At 29.5% G+C, this 23220-nt stretch carries 20 protein-coding genes; 14 read left to right on the top strand and 6 right to left on the bottom strand.

Going from position 1 to position 23220, the window contains the following annotated elements:
• From ATE90_RS07475 to ATE90_RS07485, 3 genes are read left to right on the top strand one after another with little or no spacing between them, the layout of a single operon-like run.
• Complete coding sequence (locus ATE90_RS07475; protein WP_036785562.1) at positions 1 to 957, top strand: glycosyltransferase family 2 protein; 957 nt, start codon at positions 1 to 3, stop codon at positions 955 to 957.
• 43 nt (positions 958 to 1000) lie between these two features.
• Complete coding sequence (locus ATE90_RS07480; RefSeq protein WP_036785559.1) at positions 1001 to 2716, top strand: phospho-sugar mutase; 1716 nt, start codon at positions 1001 to 1003, stop codon at positions 2714 to 2716.
• On the top strand, positions 2716 to 4545 hold the full coding sequence (locus tag ATE90_RS07485) for an ABC transporter ATP-binding protein (protein ID WP_036785556.1): 1830 nt from the start codon (positions 2716 to 2718) through the stop codon (positions 4543 to 4545). Before ATE90_RS07480 ends, ATE90_RS07485 begins: the two co-directional genes overlap by 1 nt.
• Here ATE90_RS07485 and ATE90_RS07490 read toward each other — a convergent pair whose 3' ends face one another.
• Positions 4546 to 5958, bottom strand: a complete 1413-nt coding sequence (locus ATE90_RS07490; RefSeq protein ID WP_036785553.1) for a CCA tRNA nucleotidyltransferase — start codon at positions 5956 to 5958, stop codon at positions 4546 to 4548.
• Positions 5959 to 6417: 459 nt separating this feature from the next.
• Here ATE90_RS07490 and ATE90_RS07495 point away from each other — a divergent pair, with 459 nt between their 5' ends.
• Entirely contained in the window at positions 6418 to 8421 is a 2004-nt protein-coding gene (locus ATE90_RS07495) for an LTA synthase family protein (protein WP_036785550.1), read from the top strand.
• Positions 8422 to 8451: 30 nt separating this feature from the next.
• Here ATE90_RS07495 and ATE90_RS07500 read toward each other — a convergent pair whose 3' ends face one another.
• Genes ATE90_RS07500 through ATE90_RS07515 form a run of 4 tightly spaced genes read right to left on the bottom strand, consistent with a single transcriptional unit; the run spans position 8452 to position 11990 of the window.
• Positions 8452 to 9426 carry a hypothetical protein gene (locus ATE90_RS07500; protein ID WP_036785547.1) on the bottom strand — a complete coding sequence of 325 codons (975 nt, stop codon included), beginning with the start codon at positions 9424 to 9426 and terminating at the stop codon, positions 8452 to 8454.
• Positions 9427 to 9437: 11 nt separating this feature from the next.
• Positions 9438 to 10412 carry a glycosyltransferase family 2 protein gene (locus tag ATE90_RS07505; protein ID WP_036785544.1) on the bottom strand — a complete coding sequence of 325 codons (975 nt, stop codon included), beginning with the start codon at positions 10410 to 10412 and terminating at the stop codon, positions 9438 to 9440.
• Positions 10402 to 11160, bottom strand: coding sequence for a glycosyltransferase family 2 protein (locus ATE90_RS07510; protein ID WP_036785541.1), 759 nt, complete (start codon positions 11158 to 11160; stop codon positions 10402 to 10404). Before ATE90_RS07510 ends, ATE90_RS07505 begins: the two co-directional genes overlap by 11 nt.
• Positions 11161 to 11174: 14 nt before the next feature.
• Positions 11175 to 11990: a 2,3,4,5-tetrahydropyridine-2,6-dicarboxylate N-succinyltransferase gene (locus tag ATE90_RS07515; protein ID WP_036785540.1), complete on the bottom strand. Its 816-nt coding sequence runs from the start codon at positions 11988 to 11990 to the stop codon at positions 11175 to 11177.
• Between the two features lie 186 nt (positions 11991 to 12176).
• Between ATE90_RS07515 and ruvX the strand changes: the two genes are divergently transcribed.
• Genes ruvX through mazG form a run of 4 tightly spaced genes read left to right on the top strand, consistent with a single transcriptional unit; the run spans position 12177 to position 14475 of the window.
• Positions 12177 to 12587, top strand: coding sequence for a Holliday junction resolvase RuvX (gene ruvX, locus ATE90_RS07520; RefSeq protein ID WP_036785537.1), 411 nt, complete (start codon positions 12177 to 12179; stop codon positions 12585 to 12587).
• A 51-nt stretch (positions 12588 to 12638) separates the two neighbouring features.
• Positions 12639 to 13229 carry a peptide deformylase gene (gene def / locus ATE90_RS07525; RefSeq protein WP_036785534.1) on the top strand — a complete coding sequence of 197 codons (591 nt, stop codon included), beginning with the start codon at positions 12639 to 12641 and terminating at the stop codon, positions 13227 to 13229.
• A gap of 27 nt (positions 13230 to 13256) precedes the next feature.
• Complete coding sequence (locus ATE90_RS07530; RefSeq protein WP_036785530.1) at positions 13257 to 13682, top strand: DUF5606 family protein; 426 nt, start codon at positions 13257 to 13259, stop codon at positions 13680 to 13682.
• A gap of 13 nt (positions 13683 to 13695) precedes the next feature.
• On the top strand, positions 13696 to 14475 hold the full coding sequence (gene mazG / locus ATE90_RS07535; protein WP_036785527.1) for a nucleoside triphosphate pyrophosphohydrolase: 780 nt from the start codon (positions 13696 to 13698) through the stop codon (positions 14473 to 14475).
• A 57-nt stretch (positions 14476 to 14532) separates the two neighbouring features.
• Here mazG and lon read toward each other — a convergent pair whose 3' ends face one another.
• A complete protein-coding gene (gene lon, locus ATE90_RS07540) occupies positions 14533 to 16986 on the bottom strand; it encodes an endopeptidase La (protein WP_254712301.1) in 2454 nt (817 codons plus the stop codon).
• A gap of 204 nt (positions 16987 to 17190) precedes the next feature.
• Here lon and ATE90_RS07545 point away from each other — a divergent pair, with 204 nt between their 5' ends.
• The 6 genes from ATE90_RS07545 (at position 17191) to ATE90_RS07570 (ending at position 23210) form a co-directional block, all read left to right on the top strand.
• Positions 17191 to 18138, top strand: a complete 948-nt coding sequence (locus tag ATE90_RS07545) for a hypothetical protein (RefSeq protein WP_036785521.1) — start codon at positions 17191 to 17193, stop codon at positions 18136 to 18138.
• A 100-nt stretch (positions 18139 to 18238) separates the two neighbouring features.
• Positions 18239 to 18805 (top strand): RNA polymerase sigma factor, encoded by a 567-nt coding sequence (locus ATE90_RS07550; protein WP_036785519.1) that lies wholly within the window; start codon positions 18239 to 18241, stop codon positions 18803 to 18805.
• Complete coding sequence (locus tag ATE90_RS07555) at positions 18795 to 19322, top strand: hypothetical protein (RefSeq protein WP_036785517.1); 528 nt, start codon at positions 18795 to 18797, stop codon at positions 19320 to 19322. Before ATE90_RS07550 ends, ATE90_RS07555 begins: the two co-directional genes overlap by 11 nt.
• Positions 19306 to 20385 (top strand): hypothetical protein, encoded by a 1080-nt coding sequence (locus tag ATE90_RS07560; protein ID WP_101451158.1) that lies wholly within the window; start codon positions 19306 to 19308, stop codon positions 20383 to 20385. The genes ATE90_RS07555 and ATE90_RS07560 overlap by 17 nt, the downstream gene beginning before the upstream one ends.
• A gap of 29 nt (positions 20386 to 20414) precedes the next feature.
• The gene (locus ATE90_RS07565; protein WP_036785512.1) at positions 20415 to 21149 is read left to right on the top strand and encodes a head GIN domain-containing protein; all 735 of its coding nucleotides are present in this window, start codon (positions 20415 to 20417) and stop codon (positions 21147 to 21149) included.
• 105 nt (positions 21150 to 21254) lie between these two features.
• Positions 21255 to 23210, top strand: coding sequence for a molybdopterin-dependent oxidoreductase (locus ATE90_RS07570; protein ID WP_302849304.1), 1956 nt, complete (start codon positions 21255 to 21257; stop codon positions 23208 to 23210).
• Positions 23211 to 23220 lie beyond the last annotated feature (10 nt).

A 23220-nucleotide genomic window follows, 5' to 3' on the forward strand; every position in this document is an offset into this window, starting at 1 on the left:
ATGAATATTTCTTTAGTAATTCCGCTTCTAAACGAAGACGAATCTTTACAAGAATTACACGATTGGATTGCAAAGGTTATGCAATCCAATCGTTATTTGTATGAAATTATTTTTATTGATGATGGCAGTACAGATAACTCTTGGGAAGTTATTGAGCAATTATCAGAAAAAAATAAAGCAGTAAAAGGAATTCGTTTTCAAAAAAACTATGGAAAATCGCAAGCTTTAGATGCAGGTTTTGAACTAGCAAAAGGAAACGTTGTAATTACTATGGATGCTGATTTACAAGATAATCCTGAAGAAATTCCTGAATTATACAATTTAATTGTAGATGAAAATTTCGATTTAATTTCTGGTTGGAAAAAGAAACGATATGACAATGTTATTACCAAAAATATTCCTTCAAGATTATTTAATGCCGCAGCTAGAAAAACTTCAGGATTAAAATTACACGATTTTAATTGCGGATTAAAAGCTTACAAAAACGAAGTTATAAAAGCAATTAAAGTTAGTGGAGAAATGCATAGATATATTCCTGTTTTGGCTAAAAATGAAGGTTTTACAAAAATAGGTGAAAAAATTATTCAGCACCAGGCGAGAAAATACGGAGTAACAAAATTTGGTATGGATCGTTTTGTAAATGGTTTTTTAGACCTGATTACCATTTCATTTTTATCCAGATTTGGAAAAAGACCAATGCACTTTTTTGGTCTTTGGGGTACATTCATGTTTCTTTTTGGAACCACATCCGCATTTTATATTGGTATTTACAAGCTGTATAAAGTCTATAATGGTATTAAAACTATTTTAATTACTAACAATCCTTGGTTTTATATTGCACTAACTTCCATGATTTTAGGAACTTTATTATTTTTAGCCGGTTTTATTGGAGAACTCATAATAAAAACAAAAAGCACTGAAAAACACTATACTATTAAAGAAAAACTCAATTTCTAAATAGTATATTTGTGTTTCAATTAACCTACTTAATTTTAAACCTATGCAAGACATCTTAGACAAAGCAAAACAATGGCTAAACTCTACTTTTGATGCTGAAACCCAAACAGAAATTCAAGAATTAATCAACAATAACCCTGATGATTTAGCAGACAGGTTCTATAAAGATATGGAATTTGGAACTGGTGGAATGCGAGGAGTTATGGGTGCCGGAACCAATAGAATTAATAAGTATACTTTAGGGAGAGCAACCCAAGGTTTGTCTAATTACCTGATAGAAAATATAAAAAAAGAACAACTAAGTGTTGTTATCGCTTACGATTGCAGACATAATAGTAAGAAGTTTTCGAAAATTGTTGCCGATGTTTTATCTGCGAACAACATTAAAGTTTTTCTTTTTGAAGATTTGCGAGCAACTCCTGAATTATCTTTTGCAGTTCGTCATTTAAATTGTGATGCTGGTATCGTTTTAACAGCCTCTCACAACCCGCCAGAATATAATGGCTACAAAGTATATTGGGCAGATGGTGGGCAAATTGTGCCTCCTCATGATGGTGGAATTATTGGTAAAGTAAACTCATTAGATTTTTCTGAAATCAATTTTCAAGCCAACGAAAATTTAATTGAAGTTATTGGAAAAGAAGTTGATGCTGTTTTTATTGAAGAATCTGTAAAAAATGGATCTTTGTCTAATAAAATTGATAGAAAAAACTTAAAAATTGTTTTTACTTCTTTACATGGAACTTCCATTGTTTCCGTGCCAGATGCATTAGCAAAAGCTGGTTACTCAGACGTTCATATTGTTGAAGAGCAGAGAGTGCCAAACGGTGATTTCCCAACTGTAAAATCACCAAATCCAGAAGAACCTGAGGCTTTAAAAATGGCGACAGATTTAGCGAATAAAATTGGTGCTGATATTGTTATTGGAACAGACCCAGATTGTGATAGATTAGGTGTTGCTGTGCGAGATACTGATGGAAATATAAAATTAATGAATGGTAACCAGACAATGGTTGTTATGACGCAGTTCTTGTTAAAAAAATGGAAAGAAGAAGGGAAAATTAATGGTAAACAATTTATTGGATCTACGATCGTTTCTACTGAATTGGTAAATGATCTTGCCTCCAGTTATAATGTTGAAACCAAAGTTGGTTTAACAGGTTTTAAATGGATTGCAAAAATGGTTAAAGATTTTCCTAAATTAGATTTTATAGGGGGTGGAGAAGAGAGTTTTGGATATATGGTTGGTGGCTTCGTAAGAGACAAAGATGCCGTTACTGCCACTCTTTTAGCTTGTGAAATAGCTGCGTATGCAAAACAAAACGGAAGTTCTTTTTACGAAGAACTACTTAATATTTATGTACATCATAAATTTTATAAAGAACACTTAATAGCTATCACCAAAAAAGGAATGGATGGTGCTGCAGAAATTCAGCAAATGTTAAGTGATATGCGTAATAATCCATTAACGGAAATTGATGGAGAAAAAGTAGAATCTCTTTCTGATTACCAAGCATCCACGAGAAAAAACTTAATTACTGGTGACGTAACAAACATTAATTTACCAAAATCTAATGTGCTCATTTATCAAACAGAATCAGGAACAAGAATTGCAGCAAGACCAAGTGGGACGGAACCAAAAATAAAATTCTATTTTAGTGTAAATACTGAATTAGATCTAGCTAAAAATGCTGATGGAGTTGAAGCTGAATTAGATGCAAAGATTCAACGAATTATTAAAGAAATGAAACTGAATTAATGGCTTATTTCAAAGACATTTTAAAGTATGAAAAGAAATATAGAAAATATACTGTTCTAAATATTTTATTTAATATTCTTTATGCTGTTTTTAATGTTTTATCTGTTCTCGCTTTTATTCCTGTCTTAGGAATACTTTTTGGTACAGATAAAAAAATAACCAATAAACCAACCTATGAAGGAATTACAAAAATTGGTGACTTTTTAAAAGAAAGTTTTTATCATTTAATTTCTCAAAAAATTGAAAATACGGGTGAAATTGACACACTTATTTTCATCTGTTTCCTCGCCTTATCACTTTTTTTTCTAAAAAACTTATTTAGATATTTAGCTTCCTATGTAATTACTTTTTTAAGAACAGGAATTGTAAAAGATTTACGAGATAAATTATATAATAAAATTGTAGAACTACCTATCTCCTATTTTTCAGAAAAGAGAAAAGGGGATATCATTGCACGTATGACTTCAGATGTGCAGGAAGTAGAAAACTCTATATTAACATCCGTAGAAGTTATTGTCAGAGAGCCTTTAACTGTTATTATATCAATAACAATTATGCTTTTTATGAGTGTAAAACTAACACTTTTTGTTTTTGTTTTACTGCCTGTTTCTGGTTTTATAATTTCATCAATTAGTAAAAAACTAAAAGCAAACTCTGTAAAAGCTCAAAAAGAAACTGGTAATTTTTTATCCTTTATAGAAGAAACATTAACAGGATTAAGGATTATTAAAGGCTTTAATGCAGAGAGAGTCATTGAAAGTAAATTCAATAACTCTACACTAAGTTTTAGGAAATTAATGACCAGCGTTTTTCACCGTCAAACATTAGCTTCACCAATGAGTGAGTTTTTAGGTTCTGCAACTATTATTGCAATTCTTTGGTATGGTGGAACAGAAGTTTTGTCTAAAACAAGTCCCTTACAACCAGATGAATTTTTTGGCTACATCGTATTATTTTACACCGTTTTAAATCCTATTAAACTAATAACGACCACATTTTACAATATTCAAAAAGGAGAAGCTTCTGCAGAAAGAATAATGACTGTTTTAAATACTGAAAATGACATTAAAGATATACCCAATGCAATTGTAAAAGAGGATTTTATAGGTAAAATTGAGTTTAAAAACGTCTCATTCAAATATAAGAAACAATATGTTTTGAAAAATTTTTCCTTAACTATTAACAAAGGAGAGACTGTTGCTTTAGTTGGTCAATCTGGAAGTGGAAAATCTACTTTAGCAAATTTAATTACTCGTTTTTATGATGTTAACAAAGGAGATGTTTTTATTGATAACAGCAATATTAAAGATGTTACAAAAACATCTTTACGAGCTTTAATGGGAATTGTTTCTCAAGATTCTATTTTATTTAATGATACTATTGCGAATAATATTAAGTTAGGAACTCCGAATGCCTCTTACACAGCTATAATGGAAGCAGCTAAAATTGCAAATGCGGATGAATTTATTCAAAATTTACCAGAAAAATACAATACCAATATTGGTGATAGTGGAAACACACTTTCTGGAGGACAAAAACAACGTTTATCTATTGCAAGAGCGGTTTTAAAAAATCCACCGATTATGATTTTAGATGAAGCTACCTCTGCTTTAGACACAGAATCTGAACAATTAGTTCAAGTTGCTTTAGAAAAAATGATGCAAAATAGAACTTCCTTAGTCATTGCTCATAGGCTTTCTACAATTCAGAAAGCAGATAAAATTTTGGTCCTCAAAAAGGGTAAAATCGTTGAACAAGGTAAACACGAAGAATTGCTCGCTATACAAGGAGAGTACTTTAAATTGGTTTCAATGCAAAGCTTAGGCTAATTACAACCCTAACTGCTTTCCTTTTTCAATCATAAAACTATAGGAAGCCTCATGTTCATTTGGAATTTCACCATCTAAAATGGCTTCTTTTATCGCTTCTTTTATTTGACCAATTTCTCTGCAAGGTTTTAAATCAAAAGCCTTCATAATTTCTTCTCCAGTAACTGGTGGTTGAAAATTTCTAACTTTATCTCTCTCTTCTACTTCTTTAATTTTAATTCTTACTAGCTCAAAATTATGGTGATACCGTTTAAACTTCTTTGGATTTTTTGTTGTTATATCTGCTTCACAAAGTGTCATTAAAGAATTAATATCTTCACCTGCATCAAAAACTAAACGTCTTACAGCAGAATCTGTAACTTCTGAGGCTAATACAATTGGACGCGAACTTAGCAATACCATTTTCTGAACAAACTTCATCTTATTATTCAATGGCATTTTTAAACGTTTGAATAATTTATGAACCATTTTAGAGCCAACAAATTCATGCGCATGAAAGGTCCAACCCACTTTTTTACTAAACTTTTTAGTAGGTGCTTTGCCTATATCATGTAATAAAGCTGACCATCTTAACCAAACATCGTTTGTGTTTTCAGCAATATTATCTACAACTTCTAAGGTATGATAAAAATTATCTTTATGTTTTTGACCTTCAACCTCTTCCACTCCTTTCAAAGCAATTAATTCAGGAAGAATCTGTGATAATAAACCTGTTTTTTCTAACAATAGAAAACCAATTGATGGTTTTTTTGATAACATGATTTTATTCAATTCATCAACAATTCTCTCTCTTGTTATTATCTCAAGTCTAGTAGCATTTTCACCTATTGATGAAAGGGATTCGTCTTCAATTATAAAATTTAACTGTGTTGCAAAACGAATTGCGCGCATCATTCTTAAAGGATCATCAGAATAGGTTATATCAGGATTTAGAGGAGTTTTTATAATTTTATTTTCTAAATCTTCAATTCCATTAAAAGGATCTAATAACTCGCCAAAATTCTCATCATTCAAACTTAAAGCTAATGCATTGATTGTAAAATCGCGTCTATTTTGATCATCTTGCAAGGTTCCTTCGGTTACATCTGGATTTCTACTATCATCCGAATATGATTCCTTTCTTGCCCCAACAAATTCAATTTCAACATCTTTAAAACGCAACATTGCTGTTCCATACGTTTTAAAAACTTGCACTTTCGGTTTGTTGGGTAGTAATTGAGAAACCTTTAGAGCCAAATCAATTCCACTGCCTATTGCTACTATATCAATATCTTTTACCGATCCTCTTTTTAGGAAAAAATCGCGCACAAAACCACCAATTACATAACTCTCAATTTCTATTTGTTTTGATGCTATTGATATTACCCTAAATATTTCTGATGAAATTGCTTCTTTAAACAACTGTTTTTGCATGAATTATGGTCTTAAAACCTGAATATTTTACACCTATATTTGTAGCTAATTTTAGATGATTTGTATTCATTTTATTTTGGAGCAAATTTACTATATAATACACACCTTTCAAAATTGGTTGTACTATTTATTAAAAGGATTATCCCTTGGTAATATAATTATCTATTATTTCTCATGAGATACTTTTTAAATTATAAAGAATAGCTTTTTAGGATTCCTAATAATTTAAGAATAATAAATAAGAAATTGAAACTTCTCTTTTTGAATTGATCATTTTAATAAAATGCTGTTTTGTTTCTTTGAAAATCTAACTAAAACTCTAAAATCTATAATTTGAGAAGAAATTATGCTAGCCCTCCCTCTCATATTGACTTAAAGCTTCTGAGAATATCTTTGTTTTTAAAATTTGTTTATTCAAAGTAATTCTAAAAATATTACCTTTGTAACTCAATAAAATCCATGTTTCAAAAAATCCCAAATTATATAAAATACATCTTTACAAATGTTTTTTCTCTTTTTGTTTTTGTCGTTTTTTTTAGAGGTTTTTTCTATCTATTTTTTGCGGATCTAGAAAATATTCCTACTGAAGAAATACAAAAAGCTATTTCGTTAGGTATTCGTTTTGATTTAAAATTAGCTATTCTTACTTTTTTCCCTTTAGCTTTAATCGTTTTAATTTCCAACTATCGTTTTTTTAAAAATAGCGTTTACAAAAGAATAGCAGCTATTTATCTGGTATTAGCCTACTTAATTTTGACGCTATTTTACCTTTTCGATTTTGGGTATTATGAATATTTAGCAATTCGCTTAGATGCTTCTTCTCTTCGTTTTTTAAGTAATTTTAAAATATCTAGTCAGGTATTGCTTGAAAGTTATCCTGTATACAAAGGTGTTTTAGGATTAAGCATTTTATCTTTTATCATATATAAATATATCATGTTTGTATATGATTTATTTTCTAAAACATCTCAAGAAATAATTAAAAAACTAAAAGCAGTATTTTTTATTTTAACCATTCTGCTTTTTTCCTTTGGTATTTATAATAGCATAACGTATTATCCTTTGCGCTGGAGTGAAGCTTTTTTCTCTAAAAAAAATAGTGTAAATCAGTTCGCCTTAAACCCTGTTTTATATTTCTTTGATAGCTTTGCTTTTAGGAGTGAAGGTGCAGATATCGAGAAATTTAAGCTGTATTACCCAGTAATTGCAAAACATTTGAATCTACCTGTAGATACTATAAATTTTACTAAAAAAGTAATTTTTAAAGAGCCTTACAAAGAAAAACCTAATGTTGTTTTTGTAATGTTAGAATCTACTGGAACTGCAACTATGAGTTACTATGGCAATCCCTTAAATAGTTCACCAAAAATGGATTCTATCATTAAAGAAAGTCTAAGTTTTTCTAAGTTTTATGTTCATAAACCAGGAACAGCAGGTAGCGTTTTTGCAAGTATTACTGGCTTACCAGATATTGAAGATGTAAAAACAGCTTCAAGAAACCCTATGATTATAGACCAACGAATTATTTTTGATCAATACAAAGGTTATGAAAAGTTATATTTTTTGGGAGGCTCTGCTAATTGGGCAAATATTAGAGGCGTTTTTCAGTCAAATATTAAAGACTTAAAAATTTATGAAGAAGGAAGTTTTGAAGAGAACAACAGAGCTGATGTTTGGGGTATTGACGATTACTACTTATTTAAAGAGTCTGATAAAAAGTTAAAAAAATTGCACGAAAAAGGAAAACCTTTTGTTGCTTATATTCAAACAGCAACAAATCATATGCCTTTCACTATACCTGATAATAAAGAAAGTTTTAGACCTATTTTAGAAAATGAAATTAATGAAGAAACACTGCTTAAAGGGGGATTTAGATCTTTGGGACAGCTCAATGGAATTCGTTATTTAGACTTTAATGTTGCTCGCTTTTTAGAAAGGGCAAAAGAATCTGGTTATTATGAAAATTCTATTTTTGTCTTTTTTGGTGATCATAGAGGAGGAATGAAAAAGTTGAATTTTTTAAAAAATAATGAAGATGATTTAGGAATCCAAGTACATCATGTTCCGTTTTTTATTCATGCTCCAAAATATACAAAAGCTCAAGAAATAGACAAATACGCAAAATTAGTAGATATTTTTCCTACAGCTACAAGTTTAGCGAAAATAGATTACACAAATTACACTTTAGGAAGAGATTTATTAGATAGTACTAACATAAATACTGCTGCACTTGTTCATAGTCAAAGTAAAGGAGAAAAAGCTGTTGGTGTTATAAAAGATGGTTATTATTATGAAAAAACGAACGTTTCTAAGAAAGCTAGTCTTTACAGTTTAGAAGATGATACAATTAAAGATATAAAGACTGAAAAACCTAATCTTACAAAGCAAATGGATAGTCTTTTATCAGCCTATTATCATACTACTAAATATTTGTATTTTAATAATAAAAAGACAGAAAAGTAATATTTTAGATGTGTTATTTACGTAGATGAATTAATCGTATTTATTAGAAAGCCAATTTTTTATATAAATTAATTTTTCTTGGGGACATAAATCTAATCCTTGCATACAAAGGAAAAGTTTACTTTTATCTTTTTCAGCTTTTTTAAGTCTATTTTTAAGCCACCATAAAGGTTTATTATAATTTTGAAAATACACTAATTGATAATCTTCTTTCAAAATATAATTGTTCTTTTGTATTTCTAAATGATTTGCTAAGGACTGGTTTGTATACTGCTCGTGATGCCTAAACTTGTGCTTAATATTTACATCTAATAATTCAGGAAATTTTTTATAAAAATTATCATAAGTAGATTTTTTAAGAGGCGCAATAGTATGGTCTAATCTTACATATTTTTTAAAACCTAAAGTTTTAGCAATCGTTTGTTGCCCTTTTTTAAATCCCCATTTCTTTATTTTATCTTCTTTTCTAATAAGATTATAAAAACCACTTTGTACTTTTTTATACCAAATATCTTCATAAAAAGAAGTCCATTCTCCTCTAATTACAGGTTTTCCATCGATAAAAAAATCAGAAATTTTTGCTTCTCTTAACAAAAAGAAATCATCATTTGCATATAAAAAATGTTCTGATAATTCAGGTATTTTGTATAAGAGAGATTCTATGGGTAAACAATTAAAAGTTGGTAAATATTGATGATAACCTTCAAAAATAACATCGTGACTTATAACAAATACATTTGGATATTTTTTAGAAGCCTCTTCTTTATCTTTTAAAAAATCTGGTATTTGATCTGCTGTTACTATAAAAATATTACGAACAAATTTAGCATGCTTTATAATTGATTTTACTGCATACTCAATTTCATGTACTTGACTTAAAGCCCTAACTTCATTATTTTTAGATTTTTCTTTAGGAATATAATTTAATAGCTTGTCTCTATATTTTTCATCTTTACCATCTACCCAAGTAAAAACTACATCAATTATTATACTTTTTGTTTTCATTATAAAACTTTTTATTTAAAATTAGTTGACCTAAAACTTAGCCAAGTTCTATTAAGTATGGATTTTAAATAATACTCTATTAAATTTACTAATATTTTTGATTCTAGTTTTAATCTTGGTTTATAAAAAAATACAAATCCAAAAATACCCAAAATAAGTTTACTTATTAAAACAGTGGTTATGACAGAATATTGAATTAAAAAATACTGGAATCCTTTAAAATGATTATTAATATAAACATGTTTTGATATTAATACTTCTGTTTTTGTAATGGCAGCAGTTTTAATATTAATTCTAGAAGAACCACCATGATTATGTATAATTTCTACATTTTCTAATAATGCAATCTCTCCTCCTAAATCAGCAACTTTTTTAGACAAATCTACATCTTCAAAATACATCCAATAATCTTCATTCCATCCCTGTATTTTATCAAACCAATTTATAGAAATTAAAACAACTGCTCCAGAAACCCAATCTGGAAATAATATATTATTTTTTCTGATAATATTTTTACGAAGTTGTTTTCCATTTATTGCTCTAACAATACCAAATATTGTTTTAAACGAAGGAAAAAAACGAAAGCTTTTTTCATAAGAACCATCACTATTTTTTTGCAAACAAGAAACTAAACCAATATTAGAATTTTCTAATAAATAATTATGCATTTTTTCAATGGCTATTTTGTTTATAATCGTATCAGGATTTAAAAAAAGTAAAAATTCTCCTGATGCTTTTTTAGCGCCCAAATTACAAGCATTTGCAAAACCATTATTACCAGAATTTAGAGAAAAAGTAACACTTGGAAATTTTAATTGAAAAACACTAAAATAATTATCGTTTGAACAGTTGTCTACAACAATAGTTTCAATATTCAAATTATGAAAAGAAATGTCTGTAATTGATTTTAGGCATAACTCTAATGGCTTCCAACTTTTATAGTTTACAATAATTATAGAAATATTTTGCTTAAAATTATCGCTCATTAGTGGCATTTCTATTTAACAACCAAAGCTTTATGTATTTTGTTAAAACTCCGTATGCTTGCGTTTTTGCAAAAACAAAACCAGGAAATCCATCTAAAAACCCAAGCCTAACAATATAATGAATAAAAAACCGCGCAGGTGGTTTAATTAGAATATGAAATAGATTTACTGTTCGTCCTTCTTCAAAAAATTGCTGAGCTCTTAATTGGCCATAATGATTCATTTTGGAAATATAATGATCATAACTTTTGTAAGAATAATGATCTATCTTATTTTTAAAAAAACCTACTTTTCCATTTGCCACTATTCTTTCATGAACAACCCCAGAGTACTTACAATATTCTTTTAAAAATAAACGAATCACTTTATCTCTTTGACAACCTCCGTAATTAATTTTACTTCCACAAAAGAAAAAAGTCCTTCGCACATTGAAACCAACAAAATCTTTTGGGTTTTTAACGGCTTCCAAAATCTCATTCTCAACTTCTGGTGTAACTCTTTCATCCGTGTCTAAAATATAAATCCAAGGATATTTAGCCTGATCTATTGCAAAGTTTTTTTGAGAAGAAAAATCATCAAACTTACGTTTGATGATTTTCACATTATGCTTTTCTGCCAGCGCTACTGTATTATCCTTACTAAAAGAATCTATTACAATAATCTCATCAGCAAAGCTCACTGATTTTATAGCGTTAGAAATATGAATTTCTTCATTTAAAGTGGGGATAATAGCAGTAATCTTTGTCATAGCCTTTTCAAATCTTAAACAGCAACGTCATATTCGCGCAATGCTTCGTTTAAAGAAGTTTTTTTGTTGGTACTTTCTTTTCTTTTTCCAATAATTAATGCACATGGTACATTGTATTCTCCTGCTGCAAATTTCTTAGTATAACTTCCAGGAATTACAACCGATCTTGCTGGAACTCTTCCTTTCATTTCTAGAGGCTCAACTCCAGTAACATCTATAATTTTAGTACTCATTGTTAGCACAACATTTGCGCCTAAAACAGCTTCTTTCTCTACTCTCACTCCCTCAACAACAATACATCTAGACCCTATAAAAGCGCCGTCTTCAATAATTACTGGTGCAGCTTGTAATGGTTCTAAAACACCACCAATTCCTACGCCACCAGATAAATGAACATTTTTACCAATTTGTGCACAAGAACCAACTGTAGCCCAAGTATCCACCATCGTTCCTTTATCCACGTAAGCACCGATATTTACATAACTTGGCATTAAAATAGCTCCCGAAGCAATATATGCACCATGTCTGGCAACAGCATTTGGCACCACTCTAATTCCTCTTTCTGCAAAGTTTCTTTTTAAAGGAATTTTATCATGATATTCAAAAATACCAGCTTCTAAAGTTTCCATTTTTTGAATTGGAAAATATAAAACAACTGCTTTTTTAACCCATTCATTTACTTGCCATCCATCTTCAATGGGCTCTGCAACTCTTAATTCACCTTTATCTAATAAATCAACTACTTTTCGAATTGTACTAATAGTTTTTTCTTCTTTTAATAAATCACGATTTTCCCAAGCTGATTCTATAATTTTTCTAATTTCTTTCATTTTAAACTTTACTTTTTGCAAATATAAATTTATCTGTAAAATCTCAGGCGAATATACATTTTTTAAACATATATTTCTTCTTTGTTTAAAATCCAAGAACTAATTTCAACGAACTTCTTGATAATATTCTCTTTAATTATTACTATTAAAAGTATAAACTATATTTTTGCATAAATAGTATACAGATTGGGAAGAATTTTAGCCATCGATTTTGGAAAAAAAAGAACAGGAATTGCAGTTACAGACGAACTACAAATTATTGCTTCTGGTTTAACGACAGTAAATACTGAGGAATTAATTTTATTTTTAAAAGACTATACCTCTAAAGAAAAAGTAGAGCTTTTTTTAGTTGGAAAACCAAAACAAATGGATAACTCTGATAGTGAAAGTGAAGCCTTAATCCTTCCTTTTCTAAAAAAACTATCCAAAGTAATACCACAAATCTCAGTGCAAAGAGTGGATGAACGTTTTACTTCTAAAATGGCTTTTCAAACAATGATTGATGGTGGTTTGAATAAAAACCAGCGCAGAAACAAAGCTTTAGTTGATGAAATAAGCGCAACGATCATTCTTCAGTCATTTTTATATAATAAATAGTTTTATTCAAGTTACAAACTTTGTATTTTTGCAGTAATTAAAAAGACAAAAATGATTTTACCTATTGTTGCTTACGGAGATCCCGTTCTTAGAAAAACAGGCATCGAGATTGACATAGATTATCCAAATCTAAAGGAATTAATTATCAATATGAAAGAAACCATGTACAATGCTTCTGGTGTTGGTTTGGCGGCTCCACAAATTGGAAAATCAATTCGTTTATTTTTAATTGATGCTTCTCCTTTTGCTGAAGATGAAGATTTAGATGAAAAAGAAAGGGAAGTTTTAAAGACGTTTAATAGAGTTTTTATCAATCCTAGAATTCTAAAAGAAGAAGGTGAAGAATGGGTGTTTAATGAAGGTTGTTTAAGTATACCGGATGTCCGTCAAGATGTATATCGTCAGCCAAAAGTAACCTTAGAATATCAAGATGAAGATTTTAAAACACATACAGAAGTTTTAGAAGGATTGGCTGCTAGAGTTTTTCAGCATGAATTTGATCATATTGAAGGAGTATTATTTACGGACAAACTTTCAACACTTAAAAAAAGATTAATCAAAAAGAAATTAGAAAATATTTCTAAAGGAAAAATTAATGCTGATTATAGAATGCGCTTTCCTAATTTAAAAAAAGGTAAATAGTCTTTCAAAGACATAAAAAATATACATATGGAATTTAGTAAAATTATTTCGGTTACTGGTAAACCTGGTTTATTTCAAGTAATATCACAATCTAAAAATTCAATTATCGTTGAGTCTTTGACAGACAAAAAACGTTTGGCAATTAACTCAACTCAAAATGTAAGTTTGTTAGAAAACATTGCAATTTATACGTTTGAAGAAGATGTACCTTTATTAGAAATCTTTAAATCTATGTTTGAAAAAACTGAAGGTACAGAAGCAATTTCTCACAAAGAAAGTGGTAAAAAATTAGCGGCATTTTTTGCTGAAGTTTTGCCAAATTATGATGATGAAAGAGTATACACTTCTAACATAAAAAAAGTAATTCAGTGGTTTAACTTACTAGTAAATGCTGGTTTAGACTTTTCTGCAATTAAAGAAGTGATTGCTGAAGAAAAAGCTGAAGAAGCATAATCACTTTATCATTTTGAATACAAGAAAAGATCAATTAGCAGCTTTTAATCGTTTGTTAGATATAATGGACGAACTTCGTGAGAAGTGTCCTTGGGATAAAAAACAAACATTAGAAAGTTTACGTCATTTAACAATAGAAGAGACGTATGAATTGGCTGATGCTATTCTTGATAATGATTTGCAAGAAATTAAAAAAGAATTAGGAGATGTTCTTTTGCACATTGTTTTTTACGCAAAAATTGGAAGTGAAAAAAATGCTTTTGATATTGGGGATGTTGCTAACTCTATTTCTGATAAATTAATTCATAGACATCCTCACATTTATGGGGATGTAAAAGTGGAGAATGAGGAAGATGTAAAACGTAATTGGGAACAATTAAAGCTAAAGGAAGGTAAAAACTCTGTTTTAGAAGGCGTTCCTAAAGGTCTACCCGCCATTGTAAAAGCGAATAGAATACAAGATAAAGTTGCAGGTGTTGGGTTTGATTGGGAAAAACCAGAACAAGTTTGGGGAAAAGTACAAGAAGAACTCTCTGAACTAAATGAAGAAATAAAGAAGGAAAATAAAGAAGACATTGAAAAAGAATTTGGAGATGTCTTGTTTTCCATGATTAATTACGCTCGATTTATTGGCGTAAATCCTGAAAATGCTCTAGAAAAAACGAACAAAAAATTTATAAATCGTTTTCAATATTTAGAACAAGCTGCCAAGGATGATGGTACACAACTTTCGGACATGACCTTAACTGAGATGGATGTTTACTGGGAAAAATCTAAAGATTTTTTTAAATAAATTCTCCACACTTTTTTATTAAAATAAAAAAAGCCTCCAATTAGGAGGCTTTTAAATTTAGACTAATTTCTTAGCGTTTTTTACTTTTTGTTTTGTGAGCGCCAATTCTATGACCTCTTTCATGTCGGTTACATAATGAAAAGTTAAGCCCTTTAAATAGCTCTCTTTTATTTCTAAAATATCTTTTTCATTGTCCTTGCACAAAATAATTTCCTTAATATTTGCTCTTTTAGCAGCTAATATTTTTTCTTTAATTCCGCCAACAGGTAATACTTTTCCACGCAAGGTAATTTCACCAGTCATGGCTAATTTATTCTTAATTTTACGTTGTGTATAAGAGGAGACTAAAGACGTTAACATGGTGATACCTGCACTTGGCCCATCTTTTGGTGTTGCTCCCTCAGGAACGTGAATATGGACATTGTACTTTTCTAAAATTTCTGGTTTAATACCAAATTCTTCCGCATTGGATTTTATATATTGTAATGCAATTGTTGCCGATTCTTTCATTACAGTTCCTAAATTACCTGTAATAGAAAGTGTTCCTTTTCCTTTTGATAAAATAGATTCTATAAATAAAATATCACCTCCAACCTGCGTCCATGCTAAACCTGTAACTACTCCAGCAACATCATTATTTTCAAATTTATCTCTATTTCTTGGGGTTCCTAAAATATCTTCTATTTTTTCTGAAGATACAGCGATATCATATTCTTCCTCTAGTGCGATAGATTTAGCTGCAAAACGAACCACTTTTGCAATCTTCTTTTCTAAACCACGAACTCCTGACTCACGCGTGTAACCTTCAACAATTTGTTCAATTTGTTTTTTTCCTAACTTAATATCTTTAGTTGTTAAACCGTGTTCTTTTAATTGTTTTGGTAATAAATGTCTTTTGGCAATTTCTATTTTTTCCTCAATTGTATAACCAGAAACATTTATAATTTCCATTCTATCACGCAAAGCCCAAGGAATTTGACCTAAATTATTTGCTGTAGCAATAAAAAGTACTTTCGATAAATCATAACCAACTTCCAAATAATTGTCATAAAAAGCCTCATTTTGCTCAGGATCTAATACTTCTAGCATCGCTGAAGATGGATCACCTTGGTGACTTTGACCTAATTTATCTATTTCGTCTAACACAAAAACAGGGTTTGAAGTTCCTGATTTTTTTAAATTCTGAATTAAACGACCCGGCATTGCACCAATATAAGTTTTTCTATGTCCTCGAATTTCTGCTTCATCACGCAAACCACCTAAAGACATTCTAACATATTTGCGCCCTAAAGCTTCCGCAACAGATTTCCCCAAAGAAGTTTTACCAACTCCTGGAGGGCCATATAAACAGATAATAGGTGATTTCATATCACCTCTTAATTTTAAAACAGCTAAGTGTTCTATAATTCTTTCTTTTACTTTTTCTAAACCAAAGTGATCTCGATCTAAAACTTTGGTAGCATGCTTCAAATCGAATTTGTCTTCAGAATAAATGCCCCAAGGTAATTCTAATAATAATTCTAAATAGCTTCTTTGCACACCATATTCTGCAGCTTGCGGATTCATTCTTCGCAAACGAGCCAGTTCTTTATCAAAGGTCTCTCCTACTTCTTTAGTCCACTTTTTCTTTTTGGCCTGCTTGCGCATTTCTTCCAATTCTTCATCATTAGAAACGCCTCCTAATTCTTCTTGAATCGTTTTTAACTGCTGATTTAAATAATATTCACGTTGTTGTTGATCTAAATCTTCACGTGTTTTAGATTGAATGTCATTACGTAATTGTAATTTCTGTAGCTCTTTGTTTAAGTTTTTGAGTGTTAATAAAGCTCGTTCTTTTAGATTGTCTTTTTCTAAAATTACTTGTTTATGCATTACACTTAAATCCATGTTAGAAGCAATAAAATTGACTAAAAACGAATTTGATTGAATATTTTTAATCGCGAATGAAGCTTCTGAAGGTAACATTGGGTTTTCCTTAATAACCTCTAAAGCTTGTTCTTTAATAGAATCTATAATTGCATCGAACTCTTTTTTGTCTTCAATACTTCTATCATCTACAGCTTCTTTTACAGTTGCCTTTAAATAAGGTTCATCCTGAATAATTTGATCAATTTCAAAACGTTTTTTTCCCTGAATGATAACAGTTGTATTTCCATCAGGCATTTTTAACACACGTAAAATTTGTGCCACAACACCCGTTGTATGTATATCTTTTAAACCAGGGTCTTCTTCTTCTTCATTTTTTTGTGCTACTACTCCAATTATTTTATCACCTTTATTGGCATCTTTAATTAATTGAATGGATTTATCCCTTCCGGCCGTAATAGGAATTACAACTCCTGGAAATAGAACGGTATTTCTTAACGGAAGAATTGGCAACATTGCAGGAACGCTCTCTTTATTGATGATTTCTTCATCTTCTGGCGTCATTAGTGGGATTAATTCAGCATCTTCGTTCATGATGTTTTGAAACGACAAACTGTCTAACTTTATAATCTTTGTTTTGCTCATTTTCTGTATATCTGTCATTGTGACATTGATTTATTGAATCAATAAAAACCAATATCACTATTTTAATTATAATTAATTGATAACCAATTGTTTAAAATCAAACCCTTCATTATCTTATTTAAATAAGACAATTGTTGTGCCATTGGTAAATAGAATTTAATTACTTCATTTTTTTTTATCATTTTTGCAACTAAAACAAAAGATATGTCTAAGATAAAAATAAAGAATATATCATATAAAGGCTGGAAAGAAACAATAGAAATTTCAAATTCAACTATTAAAATTTTAGTAGTACCAGAAATTGGTAGAATTATGCACTATGGTTTCTTAGACGGAACAAATATGTTTTATGAAAATGAGCAACTTGAAGGTATTAAATTTAATGCTGGAAATTACTTTCAAGAAAACAATACGAACCAAGCTCCAAATCTTGGTGGCAATAGAGTTTTACCATGCTCTGAAGAATATTTTAATATTTTAACTGGCAGCAGACACGTACCAGATCCATTTATAAATGCGAGTTCTTATGAGGTTACTTTCTTAAAAAACGGCATTATTCTAAAGAGTCCTTTGAGTGAATTACTAGGGATACAATTAGAAAGAATTATTACAATGTCAGAAAATGGAACAAAAGTTAAAATTCAACAAAAATTGACAAAAAAAACTGTTGCTAAAAATAAAGTTATTGAAGAAATTCCACTAACTATTTGGAGCTTATCTAAAATTAAAACTCCGAATACTAGCTACTTACCCATCAATAAAAAAAGTATATTTGAAAACGGTTTTTTAATACCTAAGTGGCCAGATGCAAAGAATAATGCTCATATAAACGCAGCCCTAAATAGTGCTATTTTAAAATTAAAATCATCTGACAATTTACCTCAAAAAGTAGGAGCAGATTCTAAGAATTGGATTGCTGGGTATTTACACAAAACTTTATTTATAGAAAAATTTAATTTTGATGATAAAAACTCATATCCAGATGGAGGAACTTCTGTAACCATATTTGGAAATCATTTATTTAGCGAATTAGAATGTTTGAGTCCTGAAAAGAAATTAAAAATTGGAGAAACAATTTGTTATGACTTGCAATGGAGTTTGCTTAAAATAGAAGATAAAAATAATGTCAACTCCATACTGGAAAGTCTTTAAAATATTGAATTAATCACTTTCTCTTTAAAAAGACTATTTTTATTTTCACAAAACTGTCACAACGCATAAACAGTTTAGTCTTTCATATAGAAACGTTTTATTGGAAACTAGTCAACCACATATAACCAACCTTATAAAACGCTGCAAAAAATCGGATAAAAATGCGCAGTTAGATTTATATAAAGCTTACTATCAAGCAATGTATAATACTGCACACAGAATTTTAAAAGATAATTTTGAAGCTGAAGACATTATGCAAGAAGCTTTTTTAACGGCTTTTACAAAATTGCATACATTTAAAGGTGAAGTAACTTTCGGTGCCTGGTTAAAACGTATTGTGATTAATAAAAGTTTAACACAGTTAAAAAAAAACAATCGGTATCAAAAAGTAAAAATGGAAGTTATTACCAATGATAAAATTACAGATGAAGTAATCGATTATAAAGGCTTAAATCCTAAAAATGTTTTAAATACCTTACAAAGCTTAAAAGATAATTATAGATTAGTACTCACCCTTAATTTAATTGAAGGTTATGATTATGAAGAAATCGCACAAATTTTAAATTATACAAATGAGAACGTGAGAACTACTGTTTCCAGAGCAAAGAAAAAATTAAAGCAAATATTACTTACAGAAAGCATAAAAACACAAGCGTATGGAAGATAAATTACATGATTTTTTTTCTGAAAATGATTTTGATTTTCATGAGCCAAAATTAGGGCATGAAAAGCGCTTTGAAAAAAGATTAAACAAACCTGCACAAAATCATAAAAAACCTACTTGGAAATGGTTATCCATAGCAGCTTCGGTTGTTTTAGTTTTTGGCTTTTGGATGGGAAACAATTATCAAAAACAACAGTTAGATCTGGCAGATGTATCACCTAAAATGGAAGAAGTTCAAAACTATTTTGTTTCTACAATCCATCAAGAATTAAAAACTATTGAAAAAAACAGAAACCTAGAGACAGAAACAGTTATTGAAGAAGCTTTAGAACAATTAGAAGAACTTGAAGACGATTATAAAAGCTTTATGACAGAATTAAATAATAGCAGTAACTCTAAACTAATAATAAATGCGATGATAAAGAACTATCAAAAACGTTTAGAAATTTTAGAAAATGTACTGAACCGAATAGAGCAAATTAAAAATACTAAAACCTTAAACAATGAAATCTATCTATAAAACTGTACTTCTATTCTTGCTTATTCCGTTAATTGCGTCGGCCCATGTTGATGACAAAAAACATGAAAAAAGTAGAATAATTAAAAAAGAATTTACAGTAAGTACTGATGCTAAACTCAATATTAAGAATAGTTATGGAAATTTAAACATTACAACTTGGGATAAAAAGCGAGTAGAAATTGAAGTTACTATTATCGTAAAAGGAGATGACATAGATAGCGTTAAAGAAAAGCTTGAACGTATTGACGTGGAGTTTGAATCATCTCTTAATTTTGTGTCTGCAATTACAAAATTTGAAAAAGGAAAAAACAGGTGGTCTTTATGGAAAAAAAATAACAATTTAAATTTTCAAATCAACTACATAATAAAAATGCCTAAAACCAATGATGCCGATTTAGATAATGATTATGGTAGTATTTTTTTAAGTGATTTATCTGGAACAGCAAACATTAACTGCGATTATGGGAAAATTTCTATCGGTGAATTATCAGCAGAAAATAATAGTATTAATTTAGATTATTGCTCAGCATCTAATGTAGTTTTTATGAAAAGTGGTAATCTTGATCTAGATTACTCTAAAATTACTATTGAAAATTCAGGAACTTTAAAAGTAAATGCAGATTACTCTGCTTTAAAATTTGAAAAAATTGAGGATATTGATTTTAATGCTGATTACGGTTCAATTACCATTGATGAAGCATTGAATGTAAATGGAAAATCAGATTACGTTAGTATGCGTTTTGGAACTATTAGAAAGAATTTAAAAATTGACACTGATTATGGCGCTATTTTTGTAAAACGTTTGGTAAAAGATTTTGAAAGCGTAAATATTGATGGAGAATATGCAGGCATTAGAATTAATGTAGACCAAGATGCGGTGTTCAACTTTGAATTAAATTTACAATATGCTAGTTTTAAAAGAAATGATGACAACATAGAATTTTACAAAAAAATTTCTAAATCATCTAAAAAATATTATGAAGGGAAATTCGGAAAAGGAAATTCGGACTCTAGTATAAAAATTAACTCTCAATATGGTGGCGTTTCCATCAAAGAAAATTAACAAACCAAGACAACTTAAAAATATAAATTATGTTTAAAAAAACTACACTTACATTACTACTCCTAACAATTACTGTATCTATCAATGCACAAGATTGGTGGGGAAATAGTAAAAAAATTAAAGGAAATGGAAATATTGTTACTTTAAACAGAACTACTTCAGGTTATGATGGGCTTTCTGTTGGTGGTTCTTTTGACATAATTCTTGTAAAAGGAAAAGAAGGTAAAATAACTATTGAAGGTGAAGAAAACATTATCCCTCACATAATAACTGAAGTAAAAAATAATACTTTAAAAATAAAATATGAAAAAAATATAAATGTAAGAACTACCAAAAAGTTAACGATTACGGTTACTTATGAAAGTTTAGACAAAATTTCTTTGGGTGGTTCTGGAAACATCACAAATCAAGGCATCATAAAAAACCAGGATTTAGCAGTTTCTTTAGGCGGCTCTGGAAACATTACTTTACATGTTGATACTGATGAAATGAAATCATCAATTGGTGGTTCTGGAAACATCAAATTATTTGGAAAATCTAATGAATTTACATGTTCAATTGCGGGATCTGGAAGTATAGAGGCCTATGAACTAAATACTGATATTCTAAATGCAAATATTGCGGGTTCTGGAAGTATAAAAGCTACCGTTAAAACTAAAATTAAAGCAAAAGTAGTGGGTTCTGGAAATATTTATTACAAAGGAAACCCTAAAGATGTGGATAGTAAATCTGTGGGTTCTGGTGACGTAATTGAAAGAAATTAATAGAATTTCTTTCTTAAAAAAAACAAAATTAAAAAAATATCTGGTGATAAAAAAGACCCATTTAGCAAAGGTCATATTTGCCCAAAAGCCATAGGTTTAAAAGATATTCACGAAGACCCTAATAGATTAAAGAAACCCTTAAAAAAGGTAGGTAAAAATTGGATTGAAATTTCATGGGATCAAGCAATTAATGAGGTTTCAGAAAAATTACATCAAATTCAAGAACAGCATGGTAAAAATGCTATCGCAATCTACAGTGGGAATCCTTCAGTACATAATTTAGGAACTATTCTTGGTGCTCCTCTATTTTACAAAACTATAAAATCAAAAAATGTATTTTCTGCAACCTCTGCAGATCAACTAGCACATCATTTAGCAGCTGCAACTATGTTTGGGCATTCAAATTTATTACCAGTACCAGATTTACACAGAACGCATCATTGGCTAATTTTAGGCGGAAATCCAATGGTTTCTAATGGAAGTATGATGACTGCACCAAATGCAAGAAAATTAATAAAAGATATTAAGCGAAAAGGAAAAGTAGTAGTTATTGACCCTCGTTTTAGTGAAACCGCAAAAAAAGCCAGTGAACATCATTTTATAAAACCAGCATCAGATATTTGGCTATTATTAGCAATGATTAAAATAATTTTAGATGAGAAACTGATTACATTAAATCATCTAGAAAACTATGTTTCAACCAAAGAATTAAGCGTGTTAAAAGCTTTGTTACAAAATTTAGATTTAGATTATGTTGCAGCAAAAACAGGTATTAAAAATGAAACAATATCTTTAATTACTAAAGATTTTATCAACGCGAAATCTGCTTCGATATACGGAAGGTTAGGTTTAAGTACTGTAGAATATGGGTCTTTAAGTATTTGGGCAATAAATATATTAAACATTTTAAGTGGTAATTTTGATACACCTGGAGGCATAATGTTCCCGAAACCTGCAATTAGAGTTGTAAATACCAAAAAACCAGTTTTAAAATTTAATAGATGGCAATCTACCGTTAGAAAATTACCTGAATTTAACGGTGAATTGCCCGTGAGTACTTTAGCTGAAGAAATTTTCAATAAAAAAGAATCTAAAATTAATGCACTTATTACGGTTTGTGGTAATCCTGTTTTATCGACACCTAATGGAAAACAATTAGAAAAAGCTATCGATAGTTTAGATTTTATGGTTTCCGTGGATATCTATTTAAATGAAACCACAAAAAATGCTGACTATATTTTACCTCCAGCAACAGCATTAGAAGTTTCACATTATGATTATATTTTTAACAATTTAGCCATAAGGAATACTACAAAATATAGCGAACCCATTATAGCAAAATCTAAAGATGCTTTGTATGATTTTGATATTTTTAAAAGATTAACCATTTCACTACTAAAAAAGCACAAAAAGACAGACCAAACACTTCAGCAAATAGGAATGTTTAAAAATTTAACTTTAAACTATTTATTAGATAGTGGCCTAAAAAAAGGCTGTTATAATTTAGATTTAGAAAAACTTAAACAACATCCTAATGGCATAGATTTAGGTTCTTTAAAACCTAGAATAGAAGATGTTTTATTATTCGAAAATAAAAAAATTAGACTTTTATCCGATATCTATATTCACGAAATTAATAAATTATTAAAAAGTAAAAAAACCATATCAAATACTTTAAGCTTAATAGGAAGAAGAAACCTTAGAAGTAATAATAGCTGGATGCATAATAGTAAAAGTTTAATGAAGGGGTCTAATATTTGTAATCTCATAATTCATCCAAATGATGCCATGAAAAGAAACATTACTAGCGGAGATTTAGTAGAAATAACTTCTAGAGTTGGTTCTGTAAGAATTACGGCAGATGTAAATGATGAAATTTGCGAAAGTGTAATTAGCATTCCTCATGGTTGGGGACACCACAGGAAAGGCATTAAATTAGATATTGCAGCTGCAAACCCGGGTGTTAGTATTAATGATTTAACAGATGATCAATTCGTAGAAGAATTGACTGGAGTAGCTATTTTTAGCGGTATAGATGTTGAAGTTACTTTATGTAAATAAAATTTAAATA

The organism is Polaribacter sp. Hel1_33_96 (assembly GCF_002846595.1).
GTDB lineage: Bacteria > Bacteroidota > Bacteroidia > Flavobacteriales > Flavobacteriaceae > Polaribacter.